At 38.7% G+C, this 26,539-nt stretch carries 24 protein-coding genes, 1 pseudogene and 1 riboswitch; of the genes and pseudogenes, 17 read left to right on the forward strand and 8 right to left on the reverse strand.

Features of this window, described 5'->3' with window-relative positions; all coding sequences use genetic code 11:
* The first annotated feature begins 121 nt into the window (after positions 1–121).
* The 5 genes from CWR48_RS05740 to fabG all read left to right on the forward strand — a co-directional run bounded on the left by CWR48_RS05740 (position 122) and on the right by fabG (position 4,780).
* A complete protein-coding gene (locus tag CWR48_RS05740; protein WP_115772233.1) occupies positions 122–976 on the forward strand; it encodes a branched-chain amino acid ABC transporter permease in 855 nt (284 codons plus the stop codon).
* A gap of 98 nt (positions 977–1,074) precedes the next feature.
* Positions 1,075–2,115, forward strand: a complete 1,041-nt coding sequence (locus CWR48_RS05745) for a branched-chain amino acid ABC transporter permease (protein ID WP_115772235.1) — start codon at positions 1,075–1,077, stop codon at positions 2,113–2,115.
* The gene (locus CWR48_RS05750) at positions 2,093–3,118 is read left to right on the forward strand and encodes a 3-oxoacyl-ACP synthase (protein WP_115772460.1); all 1,026 of its coding nucleotides are present in this window, start codon (positions 2,093–2,095) and stop codon (positions 3,116–3,118) included. Before CWR48_RS05745 ends, CWR48_RS05750 begins: the two co-directional genes overlap by 23 nt.
* A 1-nt stretch (position 3,119) precedes the next feature.
* Positions 3,120–4,025, forward strand: coding sequence for an intracellular short-chain-length polyhydroxyalkanoate depolymerase (gene phaZ / locus CWR48_RS05755; protein ID WP_115772237.1), 906 nt, complete (start codon positions 3,120–3,122; stop codon positions 4,023–4,025).
* Positions 4,026–4,036: 11 nt separating this feature from the next.
* Positions 4,037–4,780, forward strand: a complete 744-nt coding sequence (gene fabG, locus CWR48_RS05760; RefSeq protein ID WP_115772239.1) for a 3-oxoacyl-ACP reductase FabG — start codon at positions 4,037–4,039, stop codon at positions 4,778–4,780.
* A gap of 152 nt (positions 4,781–4,932) precedes the next feature.
* Here the strand turns inward: fabG and CWR48_RS05765 are convergent, their stop codons facing one another.
* The 4 genes from CWR48_RS05765 to CWR48_RS05780 form a co-directional block, all read right to left on the reverse strand.
* The gene (locus CWR48_RS05765) at positions 4,933–5,169 is read right to left on the reverse strand and encodes a type II toxin-antitoxin system RelE/ParE family toxin (protein ID WP_281270250.1); all 237 of its coding nucleotides are present in this window, start codon (positions 5,167–5,169) and stop codon (positions 4,933–4,935) included.
* A gap of 99 nt (positions 5,170–5,268) precedes the next feature.
* Entirely contained in the window at positions 5,269–5,493 is a 225-nt protein-coding gene (locus tag CWR48_RS05770; RefSeq protein ID WP_115772241.1) for a type II toxin-antitoxin system Phd/YefM family antitoxin, read from the reverse strand.
* 619 nt (positions 5,494–6,112) lie between these two features.
* Complete coding sequence (locus tag CWR48_RS21170; protein ID WP_211316722.1) at positions 6,113–6,247, reverse strand: shikimate kinase; 135 nt, start codon at positions 6,245–6,247, stop codon at positions 6,113–6,115.
* A gap of 51 nt (positions 6,248–6,298) precedes the next feature.
* Positions 6,299–6,574 carry a hypothetical protein gene (locus tag CWR48_RS05780; RefSeq protein WP_115772243.1) on the reverse strand — a complete coding sequence of 92 codons (276 nt, stop codon included), beginning with the start codon at positions 6,572–6,574 and terminating at the stop codon, positions 6,299–6,301.
* 168 nt (positions 6,575–6,742) lie between these two features.
* On the opposite strand from CWR48_RS05780, the gene CWR48_RS20360 reads away from it, so the two are divergent.
* On the forward strand, positions 6,743–6,892 hold the full coding sequence (locus tag CWR48_RS20360) for a hypothetical protein (protein ID WP_170140710.1): 150 nt from the start codon (positions 6,743–6,745) through the stop codon (positions 6,890–6,892).
* A 330-nt stretch (positions 6,893–7,222) separates the two neighbouring features.
* Here the strand turns inward: CWR48_RS20360 and CWR48_RS05785 are convergent.
* Positions 7,223–7,748, reverse strand: a pseudogene (locus CWR48_RS05785) (phosphotransferase); the annotation flags it as partial.
* A gap of 167 nt (positions 7,749–7,915) precedes the next feature.
* On the opposite strand from CWR48_RS05785, the gene CWR48_RS05790 reads away from it, so the two are divergent.
* Positions 7,916–9,097, forward strand: coding sequence for a uroporphyrinogen decarboxylase/cobalamine-independent methonine synthase family protein (locus CWR48_RS05790; protein ID WP_115772245.1), 1,182 nt, complete (start codon positions 7,916–7,918; stop codon positions 9,095–9,097).
* 499 nt (positions 9,098–9,596) lie between these two features.
* Here the strand turns inward: CWR48_RS05790 and CWR48_RS05795 are convergent, their stop codons facing one another.
* From CWR48_RS05795 to CWR48_RS05805, 3 genes are all read right to left on the reverse strand, one after another.
* Positions 9,597–10,079, reverse strand: coding sequence for an HXXEE domain-containing protein (locus tag CWR48_RS05795; protein ID WP_115772461.1), 483 nt, complete (start codon positions 10,077–10,079; stop codon positions 9,597–9,599).
* Positions 10,080–10,286: 207 nt separating this feature from the next.
* Positions 10,287–10,904: a hypothetical protein gene (locus CWR48_RS05800; protein ID WP_115772247.1), complete on the reverse strand. Its 618-nt coding sequence runs from the start codon at positions 10,902–10,904 to the stop codon at positions 10,287–10,289.
* A 525-nt stretch (positions 10,905–11,429) separates the two neighbouring features.
* A complete protein-coding gene (locus CWR48_RS05805) occupies positions 11,430–11,939 on the reverse strand; it encodes a DUF3231 family protein (protein ID WP_115772249.1) in 510 nt (169 codons plus the stop codon).
* Positions 11,940–12,905: 966 nt separating this feature from the next.
* Here CWR48_RS05805 and CWR48_RS05810 point away from each other — a divergent pair.
* From CWR48_RS05810 to CWR48_RS05855, 10 genes are all read left to right on the forward strand, one after another.
* On the forward strand, positions 12,906–14,387 hold the full coding sequence (locus CWR48_RS05810; protein WP_115772251.1) for an acyl-CoA synthetase: 1,482 nt from the start codon (positions 12,906–12,908) through the stop codon (positions 14,385–14,387).
* 149 nt (positions 14,388–14,536) lie between these two features.
* Positions 14,537–14,636: riboswitch (purine riboswitch) on the forward strand.
* A 174-nt stretch (positions 14,637–14,810) separates the two neighbouring features.
* A complete protein-coding gene (gene purE / locus CWR48_RS05815) occupies positions 14,811–15,302 on the forward strand; it encodes a 5-(carboxyamino)imidazole ribonucleotide mutase (protein ID WP_115772253.1) in 492 nt (163 codons plus the stop codon).
* A complete protein-coding gene (gene purK, locus CWR48_RS05820; RefSeq protein ID WP_245976733.1) occupies positions 15,289–16,419 on the forward strand; it encodes a 5-(carboxyamino)imidazole ribonucleotide synthase in 1,131 nt (376 codons plus the stop codon). Before purE ends, purK begins: the two co-directional genes overlap by 14 nt.
* A 51-nt stretch (positions 16,420–16,470) precedes the next feature.
* Complete coding sequence (gene purL / locus CWR48_RS05825) at positions 16,471–18,696, forward strand: phosphoribosylformylglycinamidine synthase subunit PurL (RefSeq protein WP_115772257.1); 2,226 nt, start codon at positions 16,471–16,473, stop codon at positions 18,694–18,696.
* Positions 18,697–18,797: 101 nt separating this feature from the next.
* Positions 18,798–20,168 carry an amidophosphoribosyltransferase gene (purF, locus tag CWR48_RS05830; RefSeq protein ID WP_115772259.1) on the forward strand — a complete coding sequence of 457 codons (1,371 nt, stop codon included), beginning with the start codon at positions 18,798–18,800 and terminating at the stop codon, positions 20,166–20,168.
* A 26-nt stretch (positions 20,169–20,194) separates the two neighbouring features.
* Entirely contained in the window at positions 20,195–21,214 is a 1,020-nt protein-coding gene (gene purM / locus CWR48_RS05835) for a phosphoribosylformylglycinamidine cyclo-ligase (RefSeq protein ID WP_115772262.1), read from the forward strand.
* Positions 21,211–21,777, forward strand: coding sequence for a phosphoribosylglycinamide formyltransferase (purN, locus tag CWR48_RS05840; RefSeq protein ID WP_115772263.1), 567 nt, complete (start codon positions 21,211–21,213; stop codon positions 21,775–21,777). Before purM ends, purN begins: the two co-directional genes overlap by 4 nt.
* A 13-nt stretch (positions 21,778–21,790) precedes the next feature.
* The gene (gene purH, locus CWR48_RS05845) at positions 21,791–23,326 is read left to right on the forward strand and encodes a bifunctional phosphoribosylaminoimidazolecarboxamide formyltransferase/IMP cyclohydrolase (RefSeq protein WP_115772265.1); all 1,536 of its coding nucleotides are present in this window, start codon (positions 21,791–21,793) and stop codon (positions 23,324–23,326) included.
* Positions 23,327–23,357: 31 nt separating this feature from the next.
* Positions 23,358–24,605, forward strand: a complete 1,248-nt coding sequence (gene purD, locus CWR48_RS05850) for a phosphoribosylamine--glycine ligase (RefSeq protein WP_115772267.1) — start codon at positions 23,358–23,360, stop codon at positions 24,603–24,605.
* Positions 24,606–24,758: 153 nt separating this feature from the next.
* Positions 24,759–26,501, forward strand: a complete 1,743-nt coding sequence (locus CWR48_RS05855; RefSeq protein ID WP_115772269.1) for an adenine deaminase C-terminal domain-containing protein — start codon at positions 24,759–24,761, stop codon at positions 26,499–26,501.
* Positions 26,502–26,539 lie beyond the last annotated feature (38 nt).

Consider the following 26,539-nt stretch of genomic DNA (forward strand, 5'->3'; position numbering starts at 1 on the left):
TGGAAAGCAATTTTACATTATTGATGATGGCATGACCGTTCATAGCGGACAGATGGTTGAATTGAAAGAAGATAAGATCTTAATGAAAAAATACCTTGGTATTTCTTAAGGGGGAAATCACATGGAATTAATTAGTACATTAGTGATTAATGGGCTTGCGACAGGCATGCTAATTTTCCTCCTCGCTGCCGGGTTAACACTGATCTTCGGTCTAATGAGCGTACTGAACTTTGCTCATGGAGGATTATTCATCTGGGGTGCCTATACTGGTGTGTGGAGCTATCAGCTAAGTGGCAGCTTTATTATTGGGATTATTGTTGCGATATTAACTGGATTATTGTTCGGACTTGTTACGGAAAAACTCATTATTAGACCGGTATACGGCAATCATATTCAACAAATTTTAATCACATTAGGCTTCATGCTCGTTCTGCAGGAATTTATCAAAGTTGTATTTGGACCGAATCAAATAGCAGTCGCACCTCCTGCTTTCCTGCAAGGAAGTTTTTATGTTGGCGACGTCATTATCATTAAATATCGCTTATTCATTATCATCATTGGTATCCTCGTTTATTTTGTTTCGATGTTTATCTTAAAACGGACGCGGATTGGATTAATTGTTCGGGCAGGTGTGATGAATAAAGAAATGATTCAATCGCTCGGGATTAATATTCGCCTTGTGTTCATGCTGGTTTTCATGGTCGGTGCTGCGATGGCTGCCCTTAGTGGGATGCTGCACGCTCCATATTCCGGAGTGATTTATGCGGAGATGGGATTGGAATTTTCAATTTTAGCATTCATTGTAGTGGTGATCGGTGGGATGGGGAGCTTTTCTGGATCATTATTTGCAGCGATCTTAGTCGGTATAGCGCAAGCATTCATGGCATATTATGTCCCAGCGCTTTCACTTGCGGTAAATATGCTTTTAATGACAGTTGTGCTTATCTTTAGACCACAGGGCTTGTTCAGTAGGTAAGAAAGTATAACGACTTTCTTACTACATAAGTGCAACTAAGGCTGTCACCCAAAAAGCTCGGTGACAACCAAGTCTTCTAAAAGCGAAGGGGTGAAAATATGAATCTAGCAAGAGTTGAAAAAAGTACGTGGATTTATCTCGGTATCAGTTTGTTATTAATCGTTGTTCCGATCATCGTAACTGGAAGAAGTATGCAATTTATTATTATACAGTTTTTTATTTTCGCGATATTTGCAATGAGCTATGACATCTTATTAGGCTATACGGGAATAATTTCATTCGGACATGTCATGTTCTTTGGGATTGGAGCCTATGCCACTGCAATTATGATGAATCGATTTGATTCAACGATTCTTTCTTTTATTTTGGCAATAATGATTGCCACCGTGTTGGCAGCAATTGTCAGCTTAATTGTCGGTATGCTGACCCTAAGGCTGAAGAGTCATTTCTATGCAATGCTCACGTTAGCACTTGCAGGGTTATTCTTAGTTGGGGCTGAGAAGTGGCGATCTTTAACTGGTGGAAATGATGGGTTTACCTTTAAGCTGCCAGAAATACTCCGTGATTCTCATAACTTATATATGCTCTGTCTTCTCTCACTTGTGCTGATTTTCTTCGGACTAAGACGCTTAACGAAATCGCCGTTTGGTCGTGTGTTAATGGCGATACGAGAGAATGAAAATCGGACGGAATCACTAGGTTATAAGATTGTCCATTATAAGGTAATTGCGAATGTTGTCGCAGGGGTTGTTGCCAGCTATGCTGGCGTGCTTTATTCGATTTCCCTCCGTTTTGTAAATACGAGTGTTTTTGCTACAGACATGACGATTGACGTACTGTTAATGACGATTATCGGCGGTGTCGGAACGTTAATTGGACCGATCATAGGTGCGGGATTAGTAGAATTCGCTCATCACTGGTTATCTAGTTTGGCAGATGTTCACTGGATTTTCGAGCGCTGGATAATTTTATATGGAATTGTCTATATTCTCATCGTTATCTTTTTCCCACTTGGTATTGTAGGTACAATCCAAAAGAAATTCTTCCCCAGGCAGAATATCCAAAAGAAAAAGAAGCGAATGGACAGGGAAAATCCAGAGGAAGGAATGGATGAAGATGAACGCTATCGGAATGGTTAGTACAGGAATTTATCTGCCTAAAAAACGGATGACTTCAAATGAGTTAGCGAATGAGACAGGTATTCCTTTGCACGTTGTCGAAGAAAAAATGGGGATAAAGGAAAAAACATTGCCAGGTGACGAGGATCATACGGCATTAATGGGAATACATGCCGCAAAAAGGGCAATTAAAAAAGCAATGATTGACCCGAAAGAAATTGACCTCGTCATTTATATTGGTGAAGAACATAAGGAGTATCCACTTTGGACAGCGGGTATTAAATTACAGCATGAAATTGGTGCAAATAATGCATGGGCGTTCGATACGGCACTGCGCTGTGGGACAACAATTATGGCTTTGAAGCTGGCAAAAGATATGATGACAGCAGACGATGAAATCAATATAGTACTGCTCGCTGGCGGTTATCGCAATGTAGATTTTATCAATTATCAAAATCCAAAAACCCGTTTCATGTTCAATCTTGGAGCCGGCGGAGGAGCAATTATTTTGCGAAAGGGTTATGAGCGAAATCAACTGCTCGGAACGCATTTGATAACGGATGGCTCTTTTTCTGAAGATGTTGTTATTCCGGTTGGCGGCACGAAAAGTCCGATTACCCAAGATACATTAGCAGCTGGACACTATCAGTTCGATGTATTAGATCCACAAAGAATGAAGCAGAGATTAGCAGAAAAATCGATGAAAAATTTTATTATTTGTATTGAAAAGGCTTTGGCGAAAAGCGGCTATTCAAAACAGGATATTGACTATGTAGCACTCCTGCATATGAAACGTTCTGCACATTATTGCGTACTGGATCAACTAGGCGTAGCCCGCGACAAATCAATCTATTTAGAGGACTATGGTCATATCGGGCAAATGGATCAAATTCTTTCACTTGAATTAGCTGAGCAGCAAGGAAAACTAAAGGATGGTGCAATCGTTGTACTTGTGTCAGCAGGGATTGGCTATGCATGGGGAGCAAATGTAATAAAATGGGGAAAAACGAAGGAGGATATGTAAAATGGCAGTTGTTGAATTGAAGAGAATACTACTTAATAACGGGGAAGAGCTTGCATATCGTGAAAGAGAGGGTGGAGAGGATATTGTTGTTTTAGTTCATGGCAATATGACTTCATCCGTTCATTGGGATGTTGTAATTGAAAATCTTGCACCAGAATATAAAGTATATGCAGTTGATTTACGGGGCTTCGGCGAGTCAAGCTACAGGAAGCCGATTTCAGCGATTAAGGATTTTGCAGATGATTTAAAGTTGTTTGTTGAGACACTTCAGCTACAAAATTTTGCATTAGTGGGCTGGTCACTTGGTGGAACGGTTTGCCAGCAGTTCTGTGCAGATTATCCAGGGTATTGTAATCGACTATTTTTACATGCCTCTGGTTCTTCAAGGGGATATGGATGTTATCCACTAGGGGAGGATGGCCTGCCGGACGTTGCGAATCGATATCAGACATTGGCGGAAGTTAAAGAAGATGATAAAACAAAGATTGTTCAAACAGCCTATGATACGTTAAATTATGATTTCCTTAGACAAATGTGGGATATGGTAATTTATGTTGATCATAAACCAGACCCAGAAAAGTACCAAAAGTATTTAGAAGACATGACGACACAGCGGAATCTGGCAGAATGTTATCATGCATTAAATATCTTTAATTTGAGTTCCGTCCATAATGGGGTGGTTGATGGCGAAAATCGGATTAAAGATATTCAAATACCAGTGAAGATTGCTTGGGGAGAAAATGATATGGTCGTGACAAGGCAAATGACGGAAGAATTAATCGCCGATTTTGGGGAAAATGCAAGTAATCATGAGCTAAAAGGATGTGGCCATTCCCCGCAGGTTGATAATCTTGAGCAATTAATAGATGTGATGGAAACGTTCTTAAAAGGTGAGAAAACGAGGTAAGGGGTGCTGAGATGAAGCGATTGCAGGATAAAGTAGCAATTATCACTGGGGCGGCAAATGGAATTGGACTCGAGGCAGCAACAATATTCGCAAGGGAAGGCGCAATGGTTATTATTGCTGATTTCAACGAAGAACAAGGCTTATATAATGAAAAGAAACTATTAGAAAAAGGACTTACATGTAAGTTTATCCAAGTAAATGTCGCAGATCGGGCAAGTGTTGATCAATTAGTAGATGATGTCGTTCGTGACTATGGAAAAATTGATATTTTAGTAAATAATGCAGGAATTACACGGGATGCAATGCTTTCGAAAATGACGCATGCGGAGTTCCAGCAAGTGATTGATGTCAATTTAACAGGTGTATTTCATTGCACACAGGCAGTCCTTCCATCGATGGTCGCGCAAGGAAAGGGGAAAATTATTAGCACATCATCTGTTTCAGGAGTTTATGGAAATGTCGGTCAGACGAATTATGCTGCAGCAAAAGCGGCTATTATTGGGATGACAAAAACATGGGCAAAAGAGCTTGCACGCAAAGGAATTAATGTCAATGCGGTTGTCCCGGGGTTCACGGAAACGAGCATGGTGGAAGCAGTACCAGATAAAGTAATCCAAAAAATGAAGGAACAGATCCCAATGCAGCGGCTTGGAAGACCAATTGATATTGCAAATGCTTATTTATTCCTGGCATCTGATGAATCGGATTATGTAAATGGCCATGCATTGCATGTTGATGGCGGGATTATGATGTAAATACAAGAAGAGATCTATCCGATTCAGTTAAATAGTTCATTGTCATCTATAATAGGAAAAACCGTCAACCAAGAGAATGAATGCCTTGATTGACGGTCTAATGCCAGGTTACGTCCACAAATCTGTTAAACAAAAACTTAATCCACCTATTATTAACAAAATAACTTTGTATATTCTGTCTGTGTATCAGCGATATGATAAATATAAATTGAATCCTCGACCTTACGATAAATTGCTACATGCTTTTTAGAAATTAACATTCGATAACCTAGTTCACTCAACCATGTATCTGGTGTCATGGAACCCGAATCTGGGAAATCCTCCAGCCGTCCAATTGTATTCAATATATGGTCACTGGCCTTCGTTGCCGTTTGCAAATCAAACTGTATCGAATAATAATCCTAAATTTTTTAAAATCTTCCCAGGTAGAAGGCAGAATTTCAATTTTATACTTCATCTGCTCGCTCACTTAATCTTTTCCTTGCCTTCTAAATACTGAGGGTTTCTGCTCCACTGATTCTTTCCTGCTCTGCCTGCAGAACTTTTGCACGAAGCTGTAAAATTTGTTCCCTTTTTTCAAAGGCATCAATGCTCATGAGAACCATATCCCCTTCGCCATTCTTTGTTATATATATAGGTTCTTTGGTTTCCTTTGCAAGATTTGATATTGTGGAGTAATCATTTCTTAAGGCTGCTGATGGTTTTATTATCATAATTCCACTCTCCTTATATCAATTTATTGATATAATTACACCTTTATTTTTGTATGAGGTATAGTGATAAAATACCTACACATCAATACTAATATAATATTTCCATAGTATTATCAATGTTTTTAATAAAACAAGGTGACCATATCAATGATCTTCTTGTTTAATAATCGCACCTGTTTGTAGAATATTCATTGCTGTACTAATCGAAATAAAATCTCGGCATAGAGTTCTTCAACAGATATAGAACTTTCAAGCTTTAAAACCGGACTTTTTGAAATCTCCATTTTGTATTTCTGCTCAGCATAGGTACCCGCCATACTCTTATCTTTTGCTGACCAATATGTTTTGCACCATTCCAAAAAGTCATTTGTATATTCATCATTTTCATCGAGCCACATTTTCTAAGGCTGTTTCGATTAGATTCCCTATTTCTCAGTCTGTCCATACGAGTGCCTTCATCCAGAGAAAGAAAAACTAAAAGGTCTCGGTTAATAAACCCATTTGGACACCAAATAAAGATAGATCCCGAAATCACATAACTACTGTAAGAGTTAACATCTTTTTCATACAATACCCTGTGCATTTCAATCGGGTTATTTTCTGTAAAAGTATCATCTTTTCAAAGATAATTATCTGTATCAATCCATTTGATATTTTCCTTTTCACTGATATACCTTGCTAAGGTGCTTTTTCCAGTTCCCCTGAGCCGCCTATTATTTGAATTTTCACTTTCACCTTCCGTTTTTAATATTATTTCTTATCGAATTAACGCATCAGTTAGCACAATAACCGTTAATCTTTACATTTAAGGTTCTTGAAACCCGAATATAGCGACGAAAGAAAGAACTCCAAAGTAAATGAGCATCAATGAATTTATTAAAACTAAAACTTTTCGTGTCGTTCCTTTTGCACAAAAAGAAGCACTTATGACACCCAAAATATTTATAAAGATGGGTGTAAATAAACTTATTCCAAATAAAAAATCAACAAAGGCAATTTCCCAACCTTGGGAGAGATACATAAGCATAAAAAATGTAAGTAAGAAACAAATAACCGATAGAATCGCAAAGAACTTTTTCATACACTCAATCCCCTTATTTCGACCTTATTCAATTAAACTGCACCTCCAATAAGAAAGAGTGCTTCTCCTTGTTTAACAAACGCACCCGTTAAAACAGTAACCGGAAGTATACGCTTACATAATAAATGAATTAGTAGAAATAATAAACAAAAAGGGTGGAAATCTCAAATGAAAAAAATAACTATACTAATTTTTCTATTAACATTATTATCCTTAAATGCTCAGTTTGCTTTAGCTGAGTCTATAACTGATAAAGAGCCTTGGAGTAAGTACCCTGATAATTCAGGATTGACTTTCAAAGATGTTGATTTTTTTTAAACTTCTCTTGATAAGAAGGAGTATGTTGAATTTGAAGATGCAAAGTTAAATATTCGGGAAAAAATTTATTATAAAGACATTAACAAAATCTTATCCAAAGCTGACAAGTACGGTGAATCAAGATCTGCTGGAGAGGGATATCATCCTAAAAGACAAGTAGATGTATTTGTAATGGTAAGTGAGGATGGAAAAAAATGGCTACTGCGGTTTTTGATGCTGAAACTAAGAGACCCATTTCAGGAAATTCAAACTAAAGATTTTTGAACTTTTAGCATAAAATCGATTAACTTGTTGAACAATCGCACCAGTTCGTTCAACAAAACTTTCCCCTTAAATCCAATTCTTTCCATTTTCACGATTGGATTTAATATCGTTAAGATAAGGTTCAAGATGCCCTTCATCTATCATTTTTTCAAACGCCATATCGTCTTCTTCGGCTTTTCTTTTAATTGTTTTACATAACCATTCTAATCGTAGCAATACCATTTCCAAATAACCTTCGTCTATTCCCTCGATACCATAGGATTCAAAAAATAATTTAACCCTTTGTTTTATACGATCAGCATGCTGTAAGGAATTATAATGAACTGCCTCACCTGTTTCAAAATGATTAACTCTACTTAATGGGATGCAAGTGTAAAGAGTAAAGAGTATAGGCTATGTCCCAAAGTCTTGGACCAGGACCAGCAACATCAAAATCAATAATACCTACTGGATTTTCGTGATTAAAAATAATGTTATAGATGGCAAAATCATTGTGACATAGCACTTCAAATGGCTAAGGGGTGTTATCGATTGGATGCCAACTTTCTTCGATTAAAAAATCACTTACAGTATCATGATAAAGACGGAGCATCAACTAGCTAATATATATCCAGTACCTAAAAGAATCCATAGAAAAAGAAAGAAGCTTGATATAGGTAAAAGCTATGGCAAACGGTAGTTTTTAGGTGTTACACTATGGATGCGTTTTTATGTTAGGATTTATTTAACAAAAAGTTTAAGGGAAAGGAAGTTGATTGAATGTCAGGATCAGAACGTTTTTTACTTGTTGGTTCGCTCTTGCGACCAGATGAATTACAAACTTATAACCGCGAAATTGAAAGTCGAGATGATATAACTTATCCCTTCTATGATGACTTAGAAGGCTACGCAGAAACAGAAGGAAAAGCCGTTTCAGAAGTTGTCAATAAGCAAATCGAAGCTGGTATTCCAGAAGTAACGGATGGAGAATTCCAACGTTCTATCTGGCACTTGGACTTTGTTTGGGGCTTGGATGGTGTGGAGCGTTCAATCGGTGATTCAGGTTGGAAGTTCCAAAATGATACGGATGGTTTTGAAGAAGGAACATTTGAAACTCGTAAAGATATCGATGTCAAAGTCGTAGCTACTCTTCACTCTAACAACCATACTTTCATCGACCACTATAAACGTGTTAGTGAAGAGGCCGGGGATCACTCAGTTAAATTAACCATACCATCACCTGCTCAAATTTATAACGAATTTGTGCGTTCAATGTCTGACGAGAACGGTTATTCAAACGATGTTTACCCAACGACAGATGATCTTGGTGAAGGCTTGGTTCAAGCTTGGAAAGAATTCGTAGACGAGTATACAGCTGTGGGTGGTGAAGTACTTCAGTTTGATGACTGTACTTGGGCACTCTTCTCTAAAGACAACCCAATTGGCTACTATACTCAAGATGGAGCTACTGACGAAACTGTTAAAGCGCATGCAGAAAAACTTGTTTCCTTAAACAATGCAGTAGTTGACTATGCCCATGAAAAAGGCTTAACAGTATATACTCATAACTGTCGTGGTAACTACGGCTCTCGTTATGCTATGGGTGGTTCTTACGAGCATGTTGCTAACTATTTCTTAGCTAATCAAAACTATGACCGTTTCTACTTAGAGTGGGACGATGACCGTGCAGGGAACTTAGTAGCCTTAGAAGCTTTCAAAGATAAACCTGAAACAGAAGTAGTTATTGGGTTCTTATCATCGAAAAAATCTGGTCTAGCAGATAAAGAAGCTGTTTTAGCAGAGCTTGAAGAAGCAGCAAAATACATCCCTAAAGACAAACTGTACCTCTCACACCAGTGTGGTTTCGCATCATGTGACGGCGGAAATGACCTTACTCACGAACAACAGTGGAATAAAATCAAACAAGGCCAAGGAATCGCCCAAGCATTCTGGGGCGAGTAGATGAAAAGTTAGTTCCAGACGGTCCCACCATTTTTAACAAAAGAACGAAGCTCTATCGGAATAAATATATAGAATAATAAGATAACAAAAAGAGTGCAGAAATCTGCACTCTTTTAGCATCATTTATGATACGGTTCTCCGTGACGTATCTAAGTGCGGTTTTTAATAATTGATTCTTACTTTTTATAACCTTAACGGATTTGTCTATTTTGGCATTTAATTCATGTATGGGTAGGACAGTAAATTTCCTGCATATCCAAAAGACCCTCAACATACCACCAATGTATAAAATGGTGTATATTAAAGGTCTTCTGATTATGGAGCTTATTTAAGTAAAGCACCAATTGAAGGATATACCTTCACAAACTTTGTTGATTATCTACTGTATAGGGTCGAACAACAGAAAAAACTACATCAGCAATTTCCCGACGAGTATTTTTCTACAAACCTACTTTATTAGTATGAAAAATTGATTTTCCTGTGTTAAAGATTTCATTCGTTAATAATTTATTAAACTTCCCCCTAACATAAACAAAAGAGGTATCATAGCTAATAGAATCATTCCAATTACAACTGTTGAAATAACTATTTCTTTGAGAGTAACCAAATTTAAATTATATAATTTATATAGTATAACAGTGTTGATTGGTATATTTAATAATAGGGCTGTGGCTAAACCAGGTGCGTACGTTTTCATTAATAATGTAACAATTAAATGCGGAAAAATTGCATTAAAAATCATAGAGCCTAAAAAGCCAATAAATGCCCACTTTATTACATTTGATTCGGAAAAGTATAAATACAGAAAGGTCATTAAATATGCAAGTGCGGTAATAATCAGAACAGCAAAATGAAATTCATTGGTTGTTACTGCTTTTTGAAAAGATGAATCGAGCTGAGACCATCTAGGTAACCATAAGGCTTCTTCTAAATTATGTAGTGTAATTGCTAAGCAAAAGAATATCACATAATAATTTTTCATATTATCCACCTTTAATTTTAAGGATTGCGTGTTCAACTAATCTTCCCCTTTAGTTCAATAACTCTAAAAAATAGTAACGTAATATTCGAAAAAATCGTTCAAAGAAAAAGACGATTGTTCTGGTAATCGCCTTGGTTAACTATTGCACCCATTAGTTGAGTTAATTTTCCATTGCTGTTTCCAAGAATGTATGAAATTTGCACGAAATCACTTCGCTTCAACATTTAAAATATTGCCGGTACGTTCCATATATGTAAACCGGTATGTTTTGCCTTCTTCTATCCGAAATACGTCCAGCAGCAGCGTAAGCTCACGTTCTTCTGTTTCGATAAGTGCTACCTCTGACTTGCCGTCACCGGTATATACATCCACAACTTCAAATTCATCTACCTTCGTCACACCATTTAGGTAATCCTTCATATCTCCAACACTATTAGTTGTTAAAGAGTATATTTCGCGAAAAATAAATACAGCTATAGCTAAAAAAATAATTCCCGCTACTCCCCATGCAAACACCTGATTCTTGCTTACTTTTTGGGGATTTTTCATTGTGGTGAGGAGGCTGGCATAAATAAAATAGAGCATTATGGTCATCCCAGCCAAGTATAAAAAGACAGTTCCTATGTAATTGAACATAAATGCGTAATAAAGATTTGTAATAAAAAATGTACTATTTAAGACAATAAAAAATACACCTAACAAAACAAAAGCAACCATTGTAATAAGGAAACCATAGATAATTCTTAACCTCTTGCGATTTGCAAAATCACGTTTCGTTTGATCTGGGTCTTGCGAATACCTCCGCTTTTTTCTCGGCCGACTCACTTAATCTCCCCCATTAAATACTCTTTAGCTTTTAGTGTTTCTACGATAAAAATAAAAAACCCTTATTGAAGAAAAAGACGATCTTTTCGATAATCGCCTTATATAACTTTTGCACCCGTTAGTTGAGTAAGAAATATATGTAATACGTTAAAATTACTTCCTACCTTCAACATTTGTGAATGATTCATAATCAAATAATATCACGAAGTAATCAAGTATTGACCAGTTGATTCCAAAACTACGGAAGGTGAGTTTCCATTAGCTGCTTCTTGAGGAATTTCTAGTAAAATCCATAGTCCGCATTGAATATAATAACTATTCCCGCTCCAAGAAATACAGATCAACATCATTATCGAAAAAGCCAGCTATTATTATAATTCTATTGTTCGTAAAAGTCACATTTTCCATAATGGAAATAAACGCTGTTTTATAGGTCATAAACGGCATGAATGCATAGGACAAATCATATTATTATGATGCATAGAATAAAAAAATAGAGCAGATTAATTAATCTGCTCTATTCATTCAGCTTTCTGCTTTACCCAGGTGAAGTGGTGGTGGAACGAGCCAGCCCTTCTCTTTATTTAAACGTAGAACTTTTGCTCCAAATGCTGCTTTCTGTGTATGAAACTGTCCAAACATCATTGCAATATCCTCACGTATGGACTGACCCATCACTCCACTACATGCAACCAATCCTGCCGCTACGTCTGCAGAAAGTCCCGCTGCAATTTCCGGATCCGTAATACGCGCTCCTGCTGGAATATCCTCCAAAGCTGCTTTTGGTCGATCCGGAGGGGTTGGTGGAAGTCCTACACCATTTGCTATTAAAAGTTTTTCCATTTCTGTAACTTCTTGTTTCCCTTGCTGGATAGCCTCATCAATTAGTTCTACAAGGTCTGCATCACCTGCATGATTACGAGCTGTTTGGTATCCTGCAATTTTACCTTTTGATGTCATAACCGCTGTCCAGATACCATACACTTCACCGTAATGCATCGGTTCGTCTGTCGGATTTCCACTAAGAATTCCCATTGTAATCCTCCTAACCAGATTTATATTATGTGCCATCTTTCCTTAATCTGCACATTTAATGATTATCATTCCCAGAAAAGGTTGGCTTATTCTACAGTAACCATAGATAATTGGCCAAGACCAAACCGGTTAAGAAAAAAGTTGAGAAATTAACTTATCTATACATCGGAAACTGCCTCTATTACTACTATATCCGTTATTACTATACAGCTCCATTTCCGTTTGAAAGTGTTTTTGATAAAAATACATATGTCTTTGAGGGTCACTATACTCATACCTCTTTGCTAGCAGGCCATATAAGTTTGATTCTGATTATAGATTTTTAACTTTTGAAACAAATGCATGTGAAAAGTCCACCCAAGATAATTTAGTTCCTTAGACAGGATATTCGCCCATCCGTATTTGGCTTCGCTAAACCGTCTTTCCTTTATTGGAAAATAAAATTTGTTTATTTACAGTGCTGTTTAAACTTCATTTATTCATAAATTTTATCTGCATTTTTGTAAGGTAATTTTTCAGATTGAATGATATCTTCACTTAAGAACTTGTTAGAAGTCCAAGAAAATAACAGCATATATGCAAATTTGTTTCAAAAAAGGCAGGTTACCCTGCCTTTTTTATACTATTTTATAATTAGTATTTATATAGGAATATTAGATATTAGATTCATACTCTTCTTCAACTGCACCGTTAGTTTAGGAACTTCTCTTCACAAACTCTATTTTTAATATATCATATTTGTTATTCAGCTCTGAATTATCTTATATCTAATTTGGAAAATAACATACGAAATACCAAACTAGTTCTCATAAGAATTAGCACGTTGATAATATCTATTGTCACTCTGTTAATTGTCGTGTGAATTCATATGTTAATTGATGTCTTAACGATGTAACCACCATGTAACTCCTTAAGTCTATACTTTTCTTACAGAATTATTTCCGGACTTAAAGGAGGAGTAGTTATATGGATTATAATATCAATTGGTTTGAGAACCGTGTGAAGTTAACGCCAAATGCGGTCGCAATTATTGATTCAGATACAGATGATGCATGGACATATGAACAATTGCAGCAACGCGTCACTAAAATGGTGAATTATTTCCATCTGCATGATGTGCGGAAAGGGGATCGAGTGGCAATCCTGGCTCCAAATCATATCGGCTATTTTGATTTTCTGTTTGCTGCAATGAAGATAGGGGCTATTTTCCTTCCAATAAATTGGAGATTATCTGAGGCGGAATTGGAATATTTGCTACAAGATGCAGAACCGAAAATCATTGGGGTGGCGCCAGCATTGGCAGGAAAAATAAGTATACTTCCCAATAATGCTAGTTTCATTAATATTAGCCACAATCAATATATCGATCATTTACCATCGAAGCAAATGACAGTAACTACGATTCTAAATGAAGCGGATCCACTCGTAATGATCTATACAGGTGGAACGACTGGGAAACCAAAAGGGGTAATTTTGTCCCATCGATCGATATTATGGAATGCTTTCAATACCATTATCAGCTGGGACTTGAACAGTGAGGATACGACGCTTACCTGCCTGCCAATGTCCCATACTGGTGGATTAAATGTGTATACATTGCCACTTTTGCTAGCTGGCGGAAAGGTGGTTATTGCTTCTGAATTCCATGCCGAAAAGGCTGTCAGCGATCTCGTGAAATATAAATGTACTGTCGTATTATTTGTTCCTACGATGTATCATATGATGATTCAAACGGATGCATTTAAACAAACAACTTTTCGTGACATGAAGGTGTTTGTATCGGGAGGCGCACCATGTCCGCATAAAATTTATGAAGCATTTGCTGAGAAGGGACTTGCGTTTAAAGAGGGCTATGGATTAACAGAGGCGGGTCCTAATAATTTCTACATCCATCCCAGCGTTGCAGGCGCCAAGTTAGGATCAGTCGGGAAACCAATGCTGTTTAATGATATTCGCATCATGAATGAGCATGGGGAAGCAACAGAAATAAATGAAGTCGGAGAATTATTAATACGTGGAAATCACGCGTTTGAGTATTATTGGAACAAGCCAGAAGAGACGAAACAAACAATAGTCAATGGCTGGATTCACACTGGGGATCTTGCGAGGAAAGATCAAGATGGCTATGTATATATTGTTGGCAGAAAGAAGGATATGATTATAACTGGCGGGGAGAATGTTTATCCGCTGGAAATAGAACAGTGGCTTGAAGCCCATTCTAATATTGATGAAGCGGCTGTAATTGGTCTACCGGAAGAAAAGTGGGGAGAGGTTGTTACTGCATTTGTTGTTTTAAAAAATAAAATGACAGAAACAGAGCTGGAAACCTATTGCAATCAAAAATTGACAAGATATAAGGTGCCGAAGAAATTTTTTATTATTGCTGCTCTGCCAAAGACAGCTATCGGGAAAATAAATAAAGTTGCATTGCAAAAAGTGAACGAGTAAAAATGCCTGGATTCATACATCTTTTCATAAATCTGGGCAGTAAATATAAAGGTTATTTAACCAAAAACCGAACGTTAAACGAAATTAATAATAAATCGTTCGATATTTTATTGACAGTGCTACATTGAATTTGTTATGCTTAACACGACAAAAGAATACGGAAAACACCTCGTATATACCTAAGGATATGGCTTAGAAGTTTCTACCTAGCACCGTAAATGCTAGACTATGGGGAAGATGAGTCATTGTGGAGTGCAATGACCTGTTTTTGCAACGAAGTTTATTCATCTTCTCATAGCTACTGAGGAAGGGGAATGAACTTTTTTCTTTTTAATCTGGGAAGTGGCATAAAACTATCCTTGTGTACTGTGTTCGATGAAACTATCGTTATCTAAAAATTTAAATAAAAGAAAGAGGGATTTCATGGCAAATGTTGGTGTGATAATGGGAAGTATCTCAGACTGGGAAACAATAAAGCATACATGTGAAGTACTTGAGGAATTAAACATCGATTATGAAAAAGATGTCATTTCCGCCCATCGTACACCAGATGAAATGTTTACATATGCGAAGTCTGCTCGGGAACGAGGCTTAAAGGTTATTATTGCAGGAGCGGGTGGTGCAGCACATTTACCTGGCATGGTTGCATCGCAAACAACGCTGCCTGTAATCGGCGTTCCTGTACAATCAAGAACCTTGAATGGTTTGGATTCCTTATTATCAATTGTACAAATGCCTGGTGGTGTACCGACAGCGACAGTTGCTATTGGCAAGGCGGGGGCTACTAATGCTGGGATTCTAGCAGCACAAATTCTTGGTGCTTTTGATGAAGGTATTGAAGAAAGATTAGTAAACTACCGGAAGAAGATGCAGGAAAAAGTGAAAGAAATGAGGGATGAACTTGCTAGAAAGTAAAGTGATATTCCCATCACTCACGATAGGGATTATTGGCGGTGGGCAGCTTGGCAGAATGATGGCGATTGCCGCTAGATATATGGGATATAAGGTTGCAGTATTGGATCCAACACCAAATTGCCCAACAGCCCAGGTTGCAGATAAACAGATTATTGCACCGTACGATGACATGAATGCAATTAAAGAGTTAACGGCAATCAGTGATGTTGTAACCTATGAATTTGAAAATGTTGATTTGGAAGCTGCAAGATTTATAGAAGCAGAAGGAAAATTACCACAAGGAGCATTTGCGCTAGAGATTACACAGAATAGGGAAAAGGAAAAGCTGTTAATGAAAGATGCTGGTTTACCAATTCCGCCATTTCGGGTTGTGACAAGTGGAAAGGAATGTGAAGCAGCATTACAAAACATCACATTTCCTGCAGTAATCAAGACCTGTCGAGGCGGTTATGATGGAAAGGGACAAATAAAATTAAATTCAAACGAAGATATACCGCAAGCAATCGATTTTGCCAAGAAGAATAAGCACTGCATTATCGAACAATGGATAACATTTGATCAAGAGATTTCCGTCATCTTTACAAGAACAACTGCAGGCCAAATTGAATTTTTCCCAATTGCGGAAAATGTGCATCGTGATCATATTTTATACAAAACGACGGTACCGGCAAACATTAAAGAAACGATTCGTGCACAAGCATATAATGCAGCGGAAATTCTGGCGGAAAAGATGAATATTGTTGGAACATTCGCGATTGAAATGTTCGCTAAAGAAGATGAGATTTATTTGAATGAAATGGCTCCACGCCCGCATAATTCCGGGCATTACACGATTGAGGCATGCAATATTTCGCAATTTGCCCAGCATGTCCGAGCAATCTGTGGGTTACAGCTGCCAGCGGTTCAACTCCTTCAGCCTTCTGTGATGATCAATATTTTAGGCGAAGCGATGGAAGGAGTATTAAACGCAATGCCCTCTGTGAAAGATGGCTTCATCCATCTATATGGAAAAGACGAACCGAAAACGAAGCGGAAGATGGGGCATGTCACTTTTATTGGCCAAACAAAAGAAATAGTAGATGAGCAGGTACAGCATTACGAAGCAACAATAATGTAATTGGAATTTGCATACAAAATATCATCATTCAATTTTTGGAGGGAACCATTGATGTCACAACATAAAATTAATCCAGAGCAAATTGGAAACGAGAAGATTTATAGAGAAATGGGATTGACAGACCAAGAATATGAAATGGCAAAAGAAGCTTTAAAGCGTCAACCCAACTATACCGAAACAGGAATTTTCTCTGTTATGTGGTCTGAGCATTGCAGCTATAAAACCTCGAAACCATTACTTAAGAGGTTCCCTACAAAGGGTAAACATGTATTACAAGGACCTGGTGAAGGTGCTGGAGTTGTCGATATCGGTGATAATCAAGCAGTTGTATTCAAAATTGAAAGCCATAATAGTCCTTCAGCAGTAGAACCATTTGAAGGTGCTGCAACAGGTGTTGGCGGAATCGTTCGTGATGTATTTTCCATGGGTGCAAAGCCAATTGCTGCACTGAACTCACTGCGTTTTGGCAATTTAGATAATGACCATACAAAAATGTTATTTTCAGAAGTTGTTCGTGGGATTGCTAGTTATGGAAATGTTATTGAGGTTCCAACGGTTGGCGGTGAAGTTCAGTTCGACGCACAATATGAAGAAAATCCACTCGTAAATGCAATGATTGTTGGACTTGTTAATCATGAGGACGTGCAAAAGGGAATTGCTGCAGGTGTTGGAAATACGGTCATCTATGCTGGTGGTGACACAGGGAAAGACGGTATTCATGGTGCAACTTTTTCTTCTGATGTTGTCGATGGAGGACAAGAAGAAAATTCTTCTGCAGTCGCAATCGGCGATCCACATATCGGCAAGAAGCTAATCGCAGCATGTTTAGAAGTGATTCATTCCGATGCATTAGTAGGAATTCAAGACATGGGTGCGGCTGGATTAACTTCATCTGCAAGTGAAATGGCGGCGAAAGCAGGAACAGGAATTGAAATGAATCTTGACCTCGTGCCACAACGTGAAGCAGGAATGAATGCATATGAAATCATGCTTTCCGAATCACAGGAACGGATGCTGCTTGTAGTTAAAAAAGGGCAAGAGCAGGAAATCCTAGATATTTTTGCGAAGCATGATGTCGATGCAGCAATTGTCGGGGAAGTAATTGAAGATAAAGCTTTCCGCATTAAGCAGCATGGCGAGCTAGTAGCAGATATCCCTGTATCTGCACTAACAGATGATGCGCCTGTATATCATTTGCCATCACAAGAAGCTGCATATTATAAAAAGTTTCAAGCAATCGAAAATACTGTACCACAGGTTGGTGATCATCAGGAAATGCTCCGAAGCTTATTACAGCAGCCAACGATTGCGAATAAAGAATGGGCATACAAGCAATATGATTCAAAAGCACAAGGAAACACAATTGCAGGACCAGGCTCTGATGCAGCAATTGTAGGAATTGAAGGTACAGACAAAGCAATTGCGATGACGACGGATTGTAATTCCCGTTACATTTACTTAGACCCTGAGGTTGGTGGAAAGATTGCTGTTGCTGAAGCAGCTCGTAATCTCGTTTGCTCTGGCGCGAAGCCATTGGCGATTACAGATGGCTTGAATTACGGAAACCCTACAAGTCCCGAAGTATTTTGGCAAATGGAGAAGAGTATCGATGGTATCAGTGAAGCATGTTTAGCACTTGAAACACCTGTTATTAGTGGAAATGTTTCGCTTTATAATCAATCTAAAGGGGAAGCAATCCTGCCAACACCAATCATTGGCATGGTCGGGCTAATTGAAAATACAACGCATGTAACAGCGAATCACTTCCAAGAAGATGGTGACCTTGTTTACTTAATCGGTGAGACGCTTCCTGAATTTGGTGGAAGTGAATTGCAAAATATTGTAAAAGGAAATTATTCAGGGAAAGCTCCAGTAATCGATTTGGAAGTTGAAGCAACACGACAACAACAGCTTAGCGATGCAATCAAGCAGGGGATCGTACAATCTGCACATGACTTATCTGAAGGTGGATTGGCAGTAGCTTTAGCGGAAAGTACATTCAATGGCCAGGATCTAGGTGTTCAAGTAAGTCTATCAGGTGAAGCAACTGTAGTATTATTTAGTGAATCACAATCACGATTTTTAGTAACGGTAAAAGAAGAAAATAAAGCACAATTTGAAAGTTTAATCAGTGATGCAAATCAAATTGGTCTTGTTACAGGCGATGGTAAACTATCAGTCAATGTAAATGACAAAACAGTAATCGATGATAAGGTTGCGGAACTTCATAAACTATGGAATGAAGCGATTCCTAATTTAGTAGCAGAGAAGCATTAATTAAAGGAATAAGCCAGGCTAATATTTATTTGCTTCGTGACCTTGAATAAAGTTTCAAGGAGCAATTGGTCTATAAATCTGGGGAAAAAGAGGAATGCATAATGTTTGGAATTTGGGGGCATGAAAAAGCAGCCGAACTAACGTACTATGGATTACATTCCCTTCAGCATCGTGGACAAGAGGGAGCTGGAATCGTTGTTAGTAGTGGGGAAAAACTAGAGCTTCATAAGGATACGGGATTAGTTAATGATGTTTTCACGCGTGCAAATTTCCCCGATCTCTTAGGAAATGCTGCAATTGGTCATGTTCGATATTCCACCAATGGGGCGAAGGGGATCGATAATGTACAACCATTATTGTTCCGGTCGCAAACGGGAAGTATGGCACTCGCTTTAGAAGGGTACATCATGAACGGACAAGAGCTTAGGCGTGAGCTTGAGAACGAAGGAAGTATTCTGCAAACCTCATCAGATACAGAATTACTTGCACATTTAATTCGCAGGAATGGGCATGAGGTCAGTGAAGAAACCATTGCAAGTGCATTACAATTGTTTGTCGGTGCATATGCATATTTAATTATTAAGGAAGATAAAATGTATGCAGCCCTTGACGCCTCAGGAATTCGCGCATTGTCAATTGGGAGATTAGGAGATTCCTATGTTGTAGCGTCGGAAACCTGTGCATTTGACCAAATCGGCGCGACATTTGAACGAGAAGTTATGCCAGGTGAACTCGTTACGATTAGTAATGAGGGAATAAAGTCTACAAGATTTGCAATTCGCGAGCCGCGGAAGATGTGTGCGATGGAATATGTTTATTTATCAAGACCAGATAGCGACGTGAATTATGTGAATGTTCATGCATCTCGCAAGCGCATGGGCAAGGAATTAGCGAAGGAAGCCCCAGCTGATGGAGATATTGTAATTGGTGTTCCAGATTCCAGTATTTCAGCTGCAATTGGCTATGCAGAGCAATGCGGTCTGCCATACGAAATGGGAATAATCAAGAATCGTTACGTTGGTCGGACGTTTATCCAGCCATCACAAGAATTACGTGAGCAAGGGGTAAGGATGAAGCTGGCACCTGTTCGCGGAATTGTTGAAGGGAAACGGATCATCATGATTGACGATTCGATTGTACGTGGAACGACGAGTAAGCGAATTGTCCATATGCTGAAAGCAGCAGGGGCAAAAGAAGTGCATGTTCGTATTGCCTCACCGTCGATACAGCATCCATGCCATTATGGGATCGACATGTCAACAAGAGAAGAATTAATTGCAGCCAATCATACCGAAGAAGAAATAGCAAAGATTATTGGTGCAGATAGCATTGCATTTCTATCGGATACAGGACTTGAGGAGGCAATCGTTAAAGATAAAACGATCAATCAAGGCGTATGCATGGCATGTATGACAGGAAAATATCCAGTCATGGAAAATGAGAAAATAGATAGTAAGTTTACAACGCATTAATATAGAAGAGGATGTGTCATCATATCATGTCAGATGTTTATAAGGAAGCTGGGGTAGATGTAGAAAAGGGTTATGAAGCTGTCGAGCGGATGAAGAAGCATATCGCAAAAACGACTCGGCCTGAAGTATTAGGCGGCATTGGTTCATTTGCAGGGCTATTTGATTTAACAAACTTTAATTATAAAGAGCCTGTGATGGTTTCTGGAACAGATGGCGTGGGAACGAAGCTGAAGCTTGCCTTTCAATTAGATAAACATGATTCTGTTGGCATTGATCTCGTTGCAATGTGTGCGAATGATATTGTTGCCCAAGGTGCGCAGCCACTATTTTTCCTTGATTATATTGCTTGTGGAAAAAATGAGCCGGAGCGGATTGAACAAATCGTTGCAGGTGTTGCCACTGGATGTGTAGAAGCAGGTGCAGCATTAATTGGCGGAGAAACTGCAGAAATGCCAGGGATGTATCAGGATAATGAATATGATCTAGCAGGCTTCGTTGTTGGCATTGCGGAGAAATCAAAGCTTATTACTGGGGAATCGATTGAAGCAGGTGATGTTGTGATTGGGCTAGCATCAAGTGGCATTCATTCGAATGGCTATTCACTCGTACGGAAAATCATCAATGCACTTGATTTGAATCAAACATATGAAGGATTATCCCAGCCGCTTGGCGAGTCATTACTTACACCAACGAAAATTTATGCGAAACCGGTAGCAGCAGTTCTAGAAAAGATAGAGATAAAAGGGATTTCGCATATTACCGGTGGGGGTTTTTATGAAAACTTCCCACGAATGATGCCAGCAGGACTAGGGGTAGAACTCGCAAAAAATAGTTGGGATCTTCCAGAAATTTTCCCGTTCTTACAAGAAAAAGGTGCAATACCGGAGAAAGAAATGTACGGCGTATTTAATATGGGGATTGGTATGGCATTAGTTGTGGCAGAAAAAGATGTTGATAGTACCATCGCTATCCTTGAAGAAAAAGGGGGAAAAGCAACAGCAATCGGCAAGGTAGTCGCGAATGAAGGGGTGCATTTCACATCATGAGCAAGGTGAGGGCAGCGGTATTTGCATCTGGGACAGGGAGTAATTTCCAAGCAATAATAGAAGCTAGAGATTTAGCTTGTGAAATTGTTCTACTGATTTGTGACAAGCAAAATGCCTTTGTTATTGAGATAGCAGAGAAATATCAGATTCCAACGTTCGTTTTTAATGCAAAGGAATTTGCATCAAAACAAGCATATGAAGCGAAAATCGTAGACGAACTAAGAAAAAAAGAAGTATCGTGGATTTTCCTTGCAGGCTATATGCGAATTGTTGGTTCAACATTATTACAAGCATTTCCCGGAAAAATCGTAAACATTCATCCGTCATTATTACCGGATTTTCCAGGAAAGGATGCAATCGGGCAAGCATATCAAGCGGGGGTCAATACAACTGGTGTAACGGTACATTATATTGATGAAGGAATTGATACGGGTCCAATTATTGCACAGGAATTGGTAGTCGTTTTCAGTGAAGATACAGAAGAGACTTTGAAAATGAAAATTCAAGAAGTAGAACATCAACTATATCCAAGCGTAATTAATCAACTTTTACAAACAAAGTGAGGGCTAACATATAATGAAGAAACGTGCATTAATTAGTGTTTCAAATAAGGATAATTTGCAAGCATTTGCTAAAGGCCTTGATCAATTAGGCTACGAGATTATCTCAACAGGTGGCGGAACATTCCAAACGATTAAGGATGCTGGTGTCGAGCCAATCCTAGTAGAAGAAATCACAGGATTTCCGGAAATTATGGATGGTCGTGTAAAAACATTACATCCGCTTGTCCATGGAGGAATTCTAGCGAAACGTGCAAATGAAGCACATATGAAGCAAATGGCAGAAAATAATATTGAACCGATTGATATTATTGTCGTGAACCTTTATCCATTCAAAGAAACGCTGGAAAAGATAAGCGTATCGAAAGAAGAAATCATTGAAAATATTGATATTGGTGGACCGACAATGCTTCGAGCGGCTGCGAAGAACTTCGAGGACATGATTGTTGTTGTCGATCCAGCAGATTATGAAAGTGTCTTGACAGGATTACGAGATGAAACATTAGATTTTGAAAAGCGCAAACAGCTTGCAGGGAAAGTGTTCCGTCATACAGCATATTATGATGCAATGATTGCACAGTATTTCATGACGGAAACAAACGAGGAATTCCCTGAAACCTACACCGTTACATATGAAAAAGTTCAGGATTTACGCTACGGGGAAAATCCGCATCAGCAAGCAGCATTTTATAAAAACCCGATCGTCAACACAATGAGTTTAGCCACGGTGAAACAGCTTCATGGAAAGGAATTATCGTATAACAACATTCAAGATGCAAATGCAGCATTAGAAATTTTATCCGAATACAAGGATCCAGCTGCGGTTGCTGTTAAGCATATGAATCCATGTGGGATTGGTGTTGCAGAAACAATTAATCAAGCCTTCTTAAAAGCGTATGAAGCAGATTCTACGTCTATCTTCGGTGGAATTGTTGCCTTGAATCGTGAGGTTGATGTGGCAACAGCTGAGAAGCTAAGTGAAATTTTCTTAGAAATTGTGATTGCACCAAGCTTTGCAGATGAAGCATTTGCAATTCTTTCCAAAAAGAAAAATATCCGTTTACTGGAATTAGAATTGAATGAAGAAAAGTCGGCAAACCATAAGCTGACAACGGTTGATGGTGGTGTGCTAATCCAAAGCCGTGACAATGGAAAAGTAGCGGCAACTGATTTAAAGGTTGCGACTAAACGTGAACCAACAGAACAAGAAATAGCAGATTTATTGTTCGGCTGGAAAGCTGTAAAGCATGTGAAGTCCAATGCAATTGTGCTTGCGAAGGATAATCAAACAATCGGTGTTGGTGCAGGGCAAATGAATCGTGTCGGCTCAGCAATGATTGCAATTGAACAAGCAGGTGAAAAGGCGAAAGGGTCTGTCATGGCATCTGATGCATATTTCCCTATGCCCGATACGGTAGAAAAGGCAATAGAGGCAGGGGTAACTGCAATCATTCAGCCAGGTGGCTCGATTCGTGATCAGGATTCCATTGACGTTTGTGATGCGCATGGAATTGCAATGGTTTATACAGGAATGCGTCATTTTAAACATTAATAAAAATTCCGATTAAAAGGAGGTATTCTTGATGAATGTATTAGTAGTCGGTCGTGGCGGACGTGAGCATAGTATTGTGATGAAGCTTGCTGAGAGTGCACGAATTACAAACCTATATGTCGCTCCGGGAAATGGGGGCATGAGTGGACAGGCAAAGATTATCGCGATTGATGAAATGGATATTGAAGGATTAGTAAAATTTGCGAAGGAAGCAGCAATTGATCTGACAATCGTCGGGCCAGAAGCGCCACTTAATGCAGGCATTGCTAATCGTTTCCATGATGCAGGATTAGCTGTCTTTGCCCCAACGAAAGAAGCGGCATTATTAGAAGGCAGCAAACGATTTGCTAAAGAATTTATGGAAAAATATGATATTCCAACAGCAGCGTATGCGACATTTACCGATGCTAAAACAGCAAAGGCATATATTGAAACAAAAGGTGCACCGATTGTCATTAAGGCAGATGGACTTGCAGCAGGGAAAGGTGTTATCGTCGCTGAAACGAAAGAGGATGCACTCCAAGCTGTTGATGATATGCTAATAACCAAAAACTTTGCTAATGCAGGCGCAACAATTGTAATTGAGGAATTCCTTGCTGGAAAGGAATTTTCACTAATGGCCTTTGTTCATGAAAATAAAGTGTATCCAATGGTAACAGCAAGGGATCATAAGCGTGCATATGATCAAGACGAGGGACCGAACACTGGCGGGATGGGGGCATATGCTCCTGTTCCAGATGTAACAGCAGCACATCTAAGCTTTGCAATGGAAAATATTTTACAAAAAACGGTGGAGGGTTTGATTGAGGAGGAACGTTCCTTCACTGGTATCCTTTATGCAGGGTTGATCATGACAGAGAATGGTCCAAAGGTAATTGAATTTAATACGAGATTCGGTGATCCAGAAACCCAAGTTGTACTTCCGCTATTAAAAAATGATTTACTTCAAGTGTTTCTTGAGGTGTTAACAGGAAAGGACCCGCAATTAGCATGGGAGGATACTACATGTGTTGGGGTTGTCTTGGCATCAAATGGGTATCCCGGTGCATATAATAAAGGGAGATTAATCCCTTCTTTCAATACTCGCAGTAACGCATTTATTGTGCATGCAGGTACAATAAATGATGGAGAATCACTTGTGTCTGATGGTGGTCGGGTGCTTTTGGTAGGTGCAAAGGATACAGCGTTAGCTGGAGCTTCAAGTGCCGTTTACAACGTACTAGCATCAGCAAATGATACGAGTGACTTCTTTTACCGAAAGGATATCGGTAAAGCGTAAGGAATCAACTTACAAGGGTGAGTGAATTCTTCCTTGTAAGTTGATTTTTCTTTCTTTTAAGAAACTGTAATATTATCTAAAAGAACTTTACAACACTAAAGCGAAGAATTGTGATAAGATTAATCTAAATTATTATATTGGAGAGTTGATTCTATGTCAGCATATGAATATAATTGGAGAAATCGAGAATTACGGCATCATGTGAAAGTGGTAGATGGTATAGTGGAGCCTACCCTTATTTTAAAAAATGGCACATACTTGAATATGTTTACAAAACAATGGATAAAAGCAAATATTTGGATATATAATGATCGTATTGTCTATGTAGGTGATTTATTTCCTGAGAAATCAGCAACAGCTGAAGTTGTGGATTGCAAAGGGAAGTATCTTGTTCCAGGATATATTGAGCCACATTCCCATCCATTTCAGTTAACAAATCCAGAGCAATTAGCAAATCACGCCGCAAGATTTGGAACAACGACATTGATTAATGACAATCTATTGTGGCATTTTTTGTTAGATAAAAAGAAAGCGTTTTCTATAATTAGTGATATTGAAAAAATTCCATCATCTATGTATTGGTGGGCCCGATTTGATTCTCAGACTGCATTGCAGGATGAAGAATCTCTGTTTAACATGGACGATGTATTAGCTTGGATAAAACATCCCGCCGTTGTTCAAGGTGGAGAATTATCCAGTTGGCCTAGTTTACTAGCGGGGAATGAACGATTATTGTATTGGATGCAAGAAACGGCGAAACGGGGTAAACCAATTGAAGGGCACTTTCCAGGGGCATCGGAGAAGACATTAACGAAAATGAAACTCTTAGGTGCAAGCAGCGATCACGAAGCTATGACAGGGGAAGATGTGCTGAAACGGCTGCAGCTAGGCTATCATGTTGCACTCCGGAATTCTTCTATTCGACCTGATCTGCCAAAAATAATCGAGCAAATGCTTGAATTGAACCTCACGTCATTTGATAATTTATCCTTTACAACCGATGGTTCCACCCCTGAATTTATTGAAAAAGGGCTGATTAATCGTTGTATTGAAATTGCCATTGACAAAGGAATTCCGATTGAGGAAGCATACCGGATGGCGAGCTATAATGCTGCAAGACATGTTAATCTAGATGAATATGTCGGAAGTATTGCGCCAGGAAGGACTGCACACATTAATATTCTAGCAAGTAAGGAAAATCCACATCCTGAAAGTGTGTTAGCAAAAGGAAAGTGGATGGTTAGAGAGGGCAAGATTCAAGAACTTCCTACAATTATCAATTGGAAGAAGTATGGAATCCGTCCGAATACATACGACTTTGATCTAGATGAGGATGATTTGCAATTTTCGATGCCGATGGGATTGGAAATGGTAAATGATGTGATTGTGAAGCCGTATACAATTGAAGCAGACGTTTCCTCCGATTTGTTGCCGAGTTCCATTAAAGATGCTTTTCTATTATTAATTGATAAACATGGGAAATGGCGTGTCAATACGACAATTCAAGGATTTACCCATAACCTAGGAGCATTAGCCACGACCTTCTCCACAACAGGTGATATTATCTTCATTGGTAAATGTAAACAGGATATCTTGCTCGCGTGGGAACGCTTGAAAGCAAACGGTGGGGGGATCGTTATTGTCCACGATGGAGAGATATTAGTTGAGTTACCACTGGCGCTAGCAGGGATGATGTCAGATGTATCGATGGATGAACTAATCAAGCAAGAAAAGCAATTGAAAATCGTTTTAAAGAAATTTGGTTATCATTATAATGATCCAATTTATAGTCTGCTCTTTTTGTCAGCAACACATTTGCCATATGTTCGAATTACCCAGCAAGGTATTATTGATGTAATGAAAAGAGAAGTCCTCTTCCCAGCCACGATGAGATAGCATATAATAGGAAAAGCGAAAGAGCCTATTTAGCGACG

The organism is Oceanobacillus arenosus (assembly GCF_003369575.1).
GTDB classification, from domain to species: domain Bacteria; phylum Bacillota; class Bacilli; order Bacillales; family Amphibacillaceae; genus Oceanobacillus; species Oceanobacillus arenosus.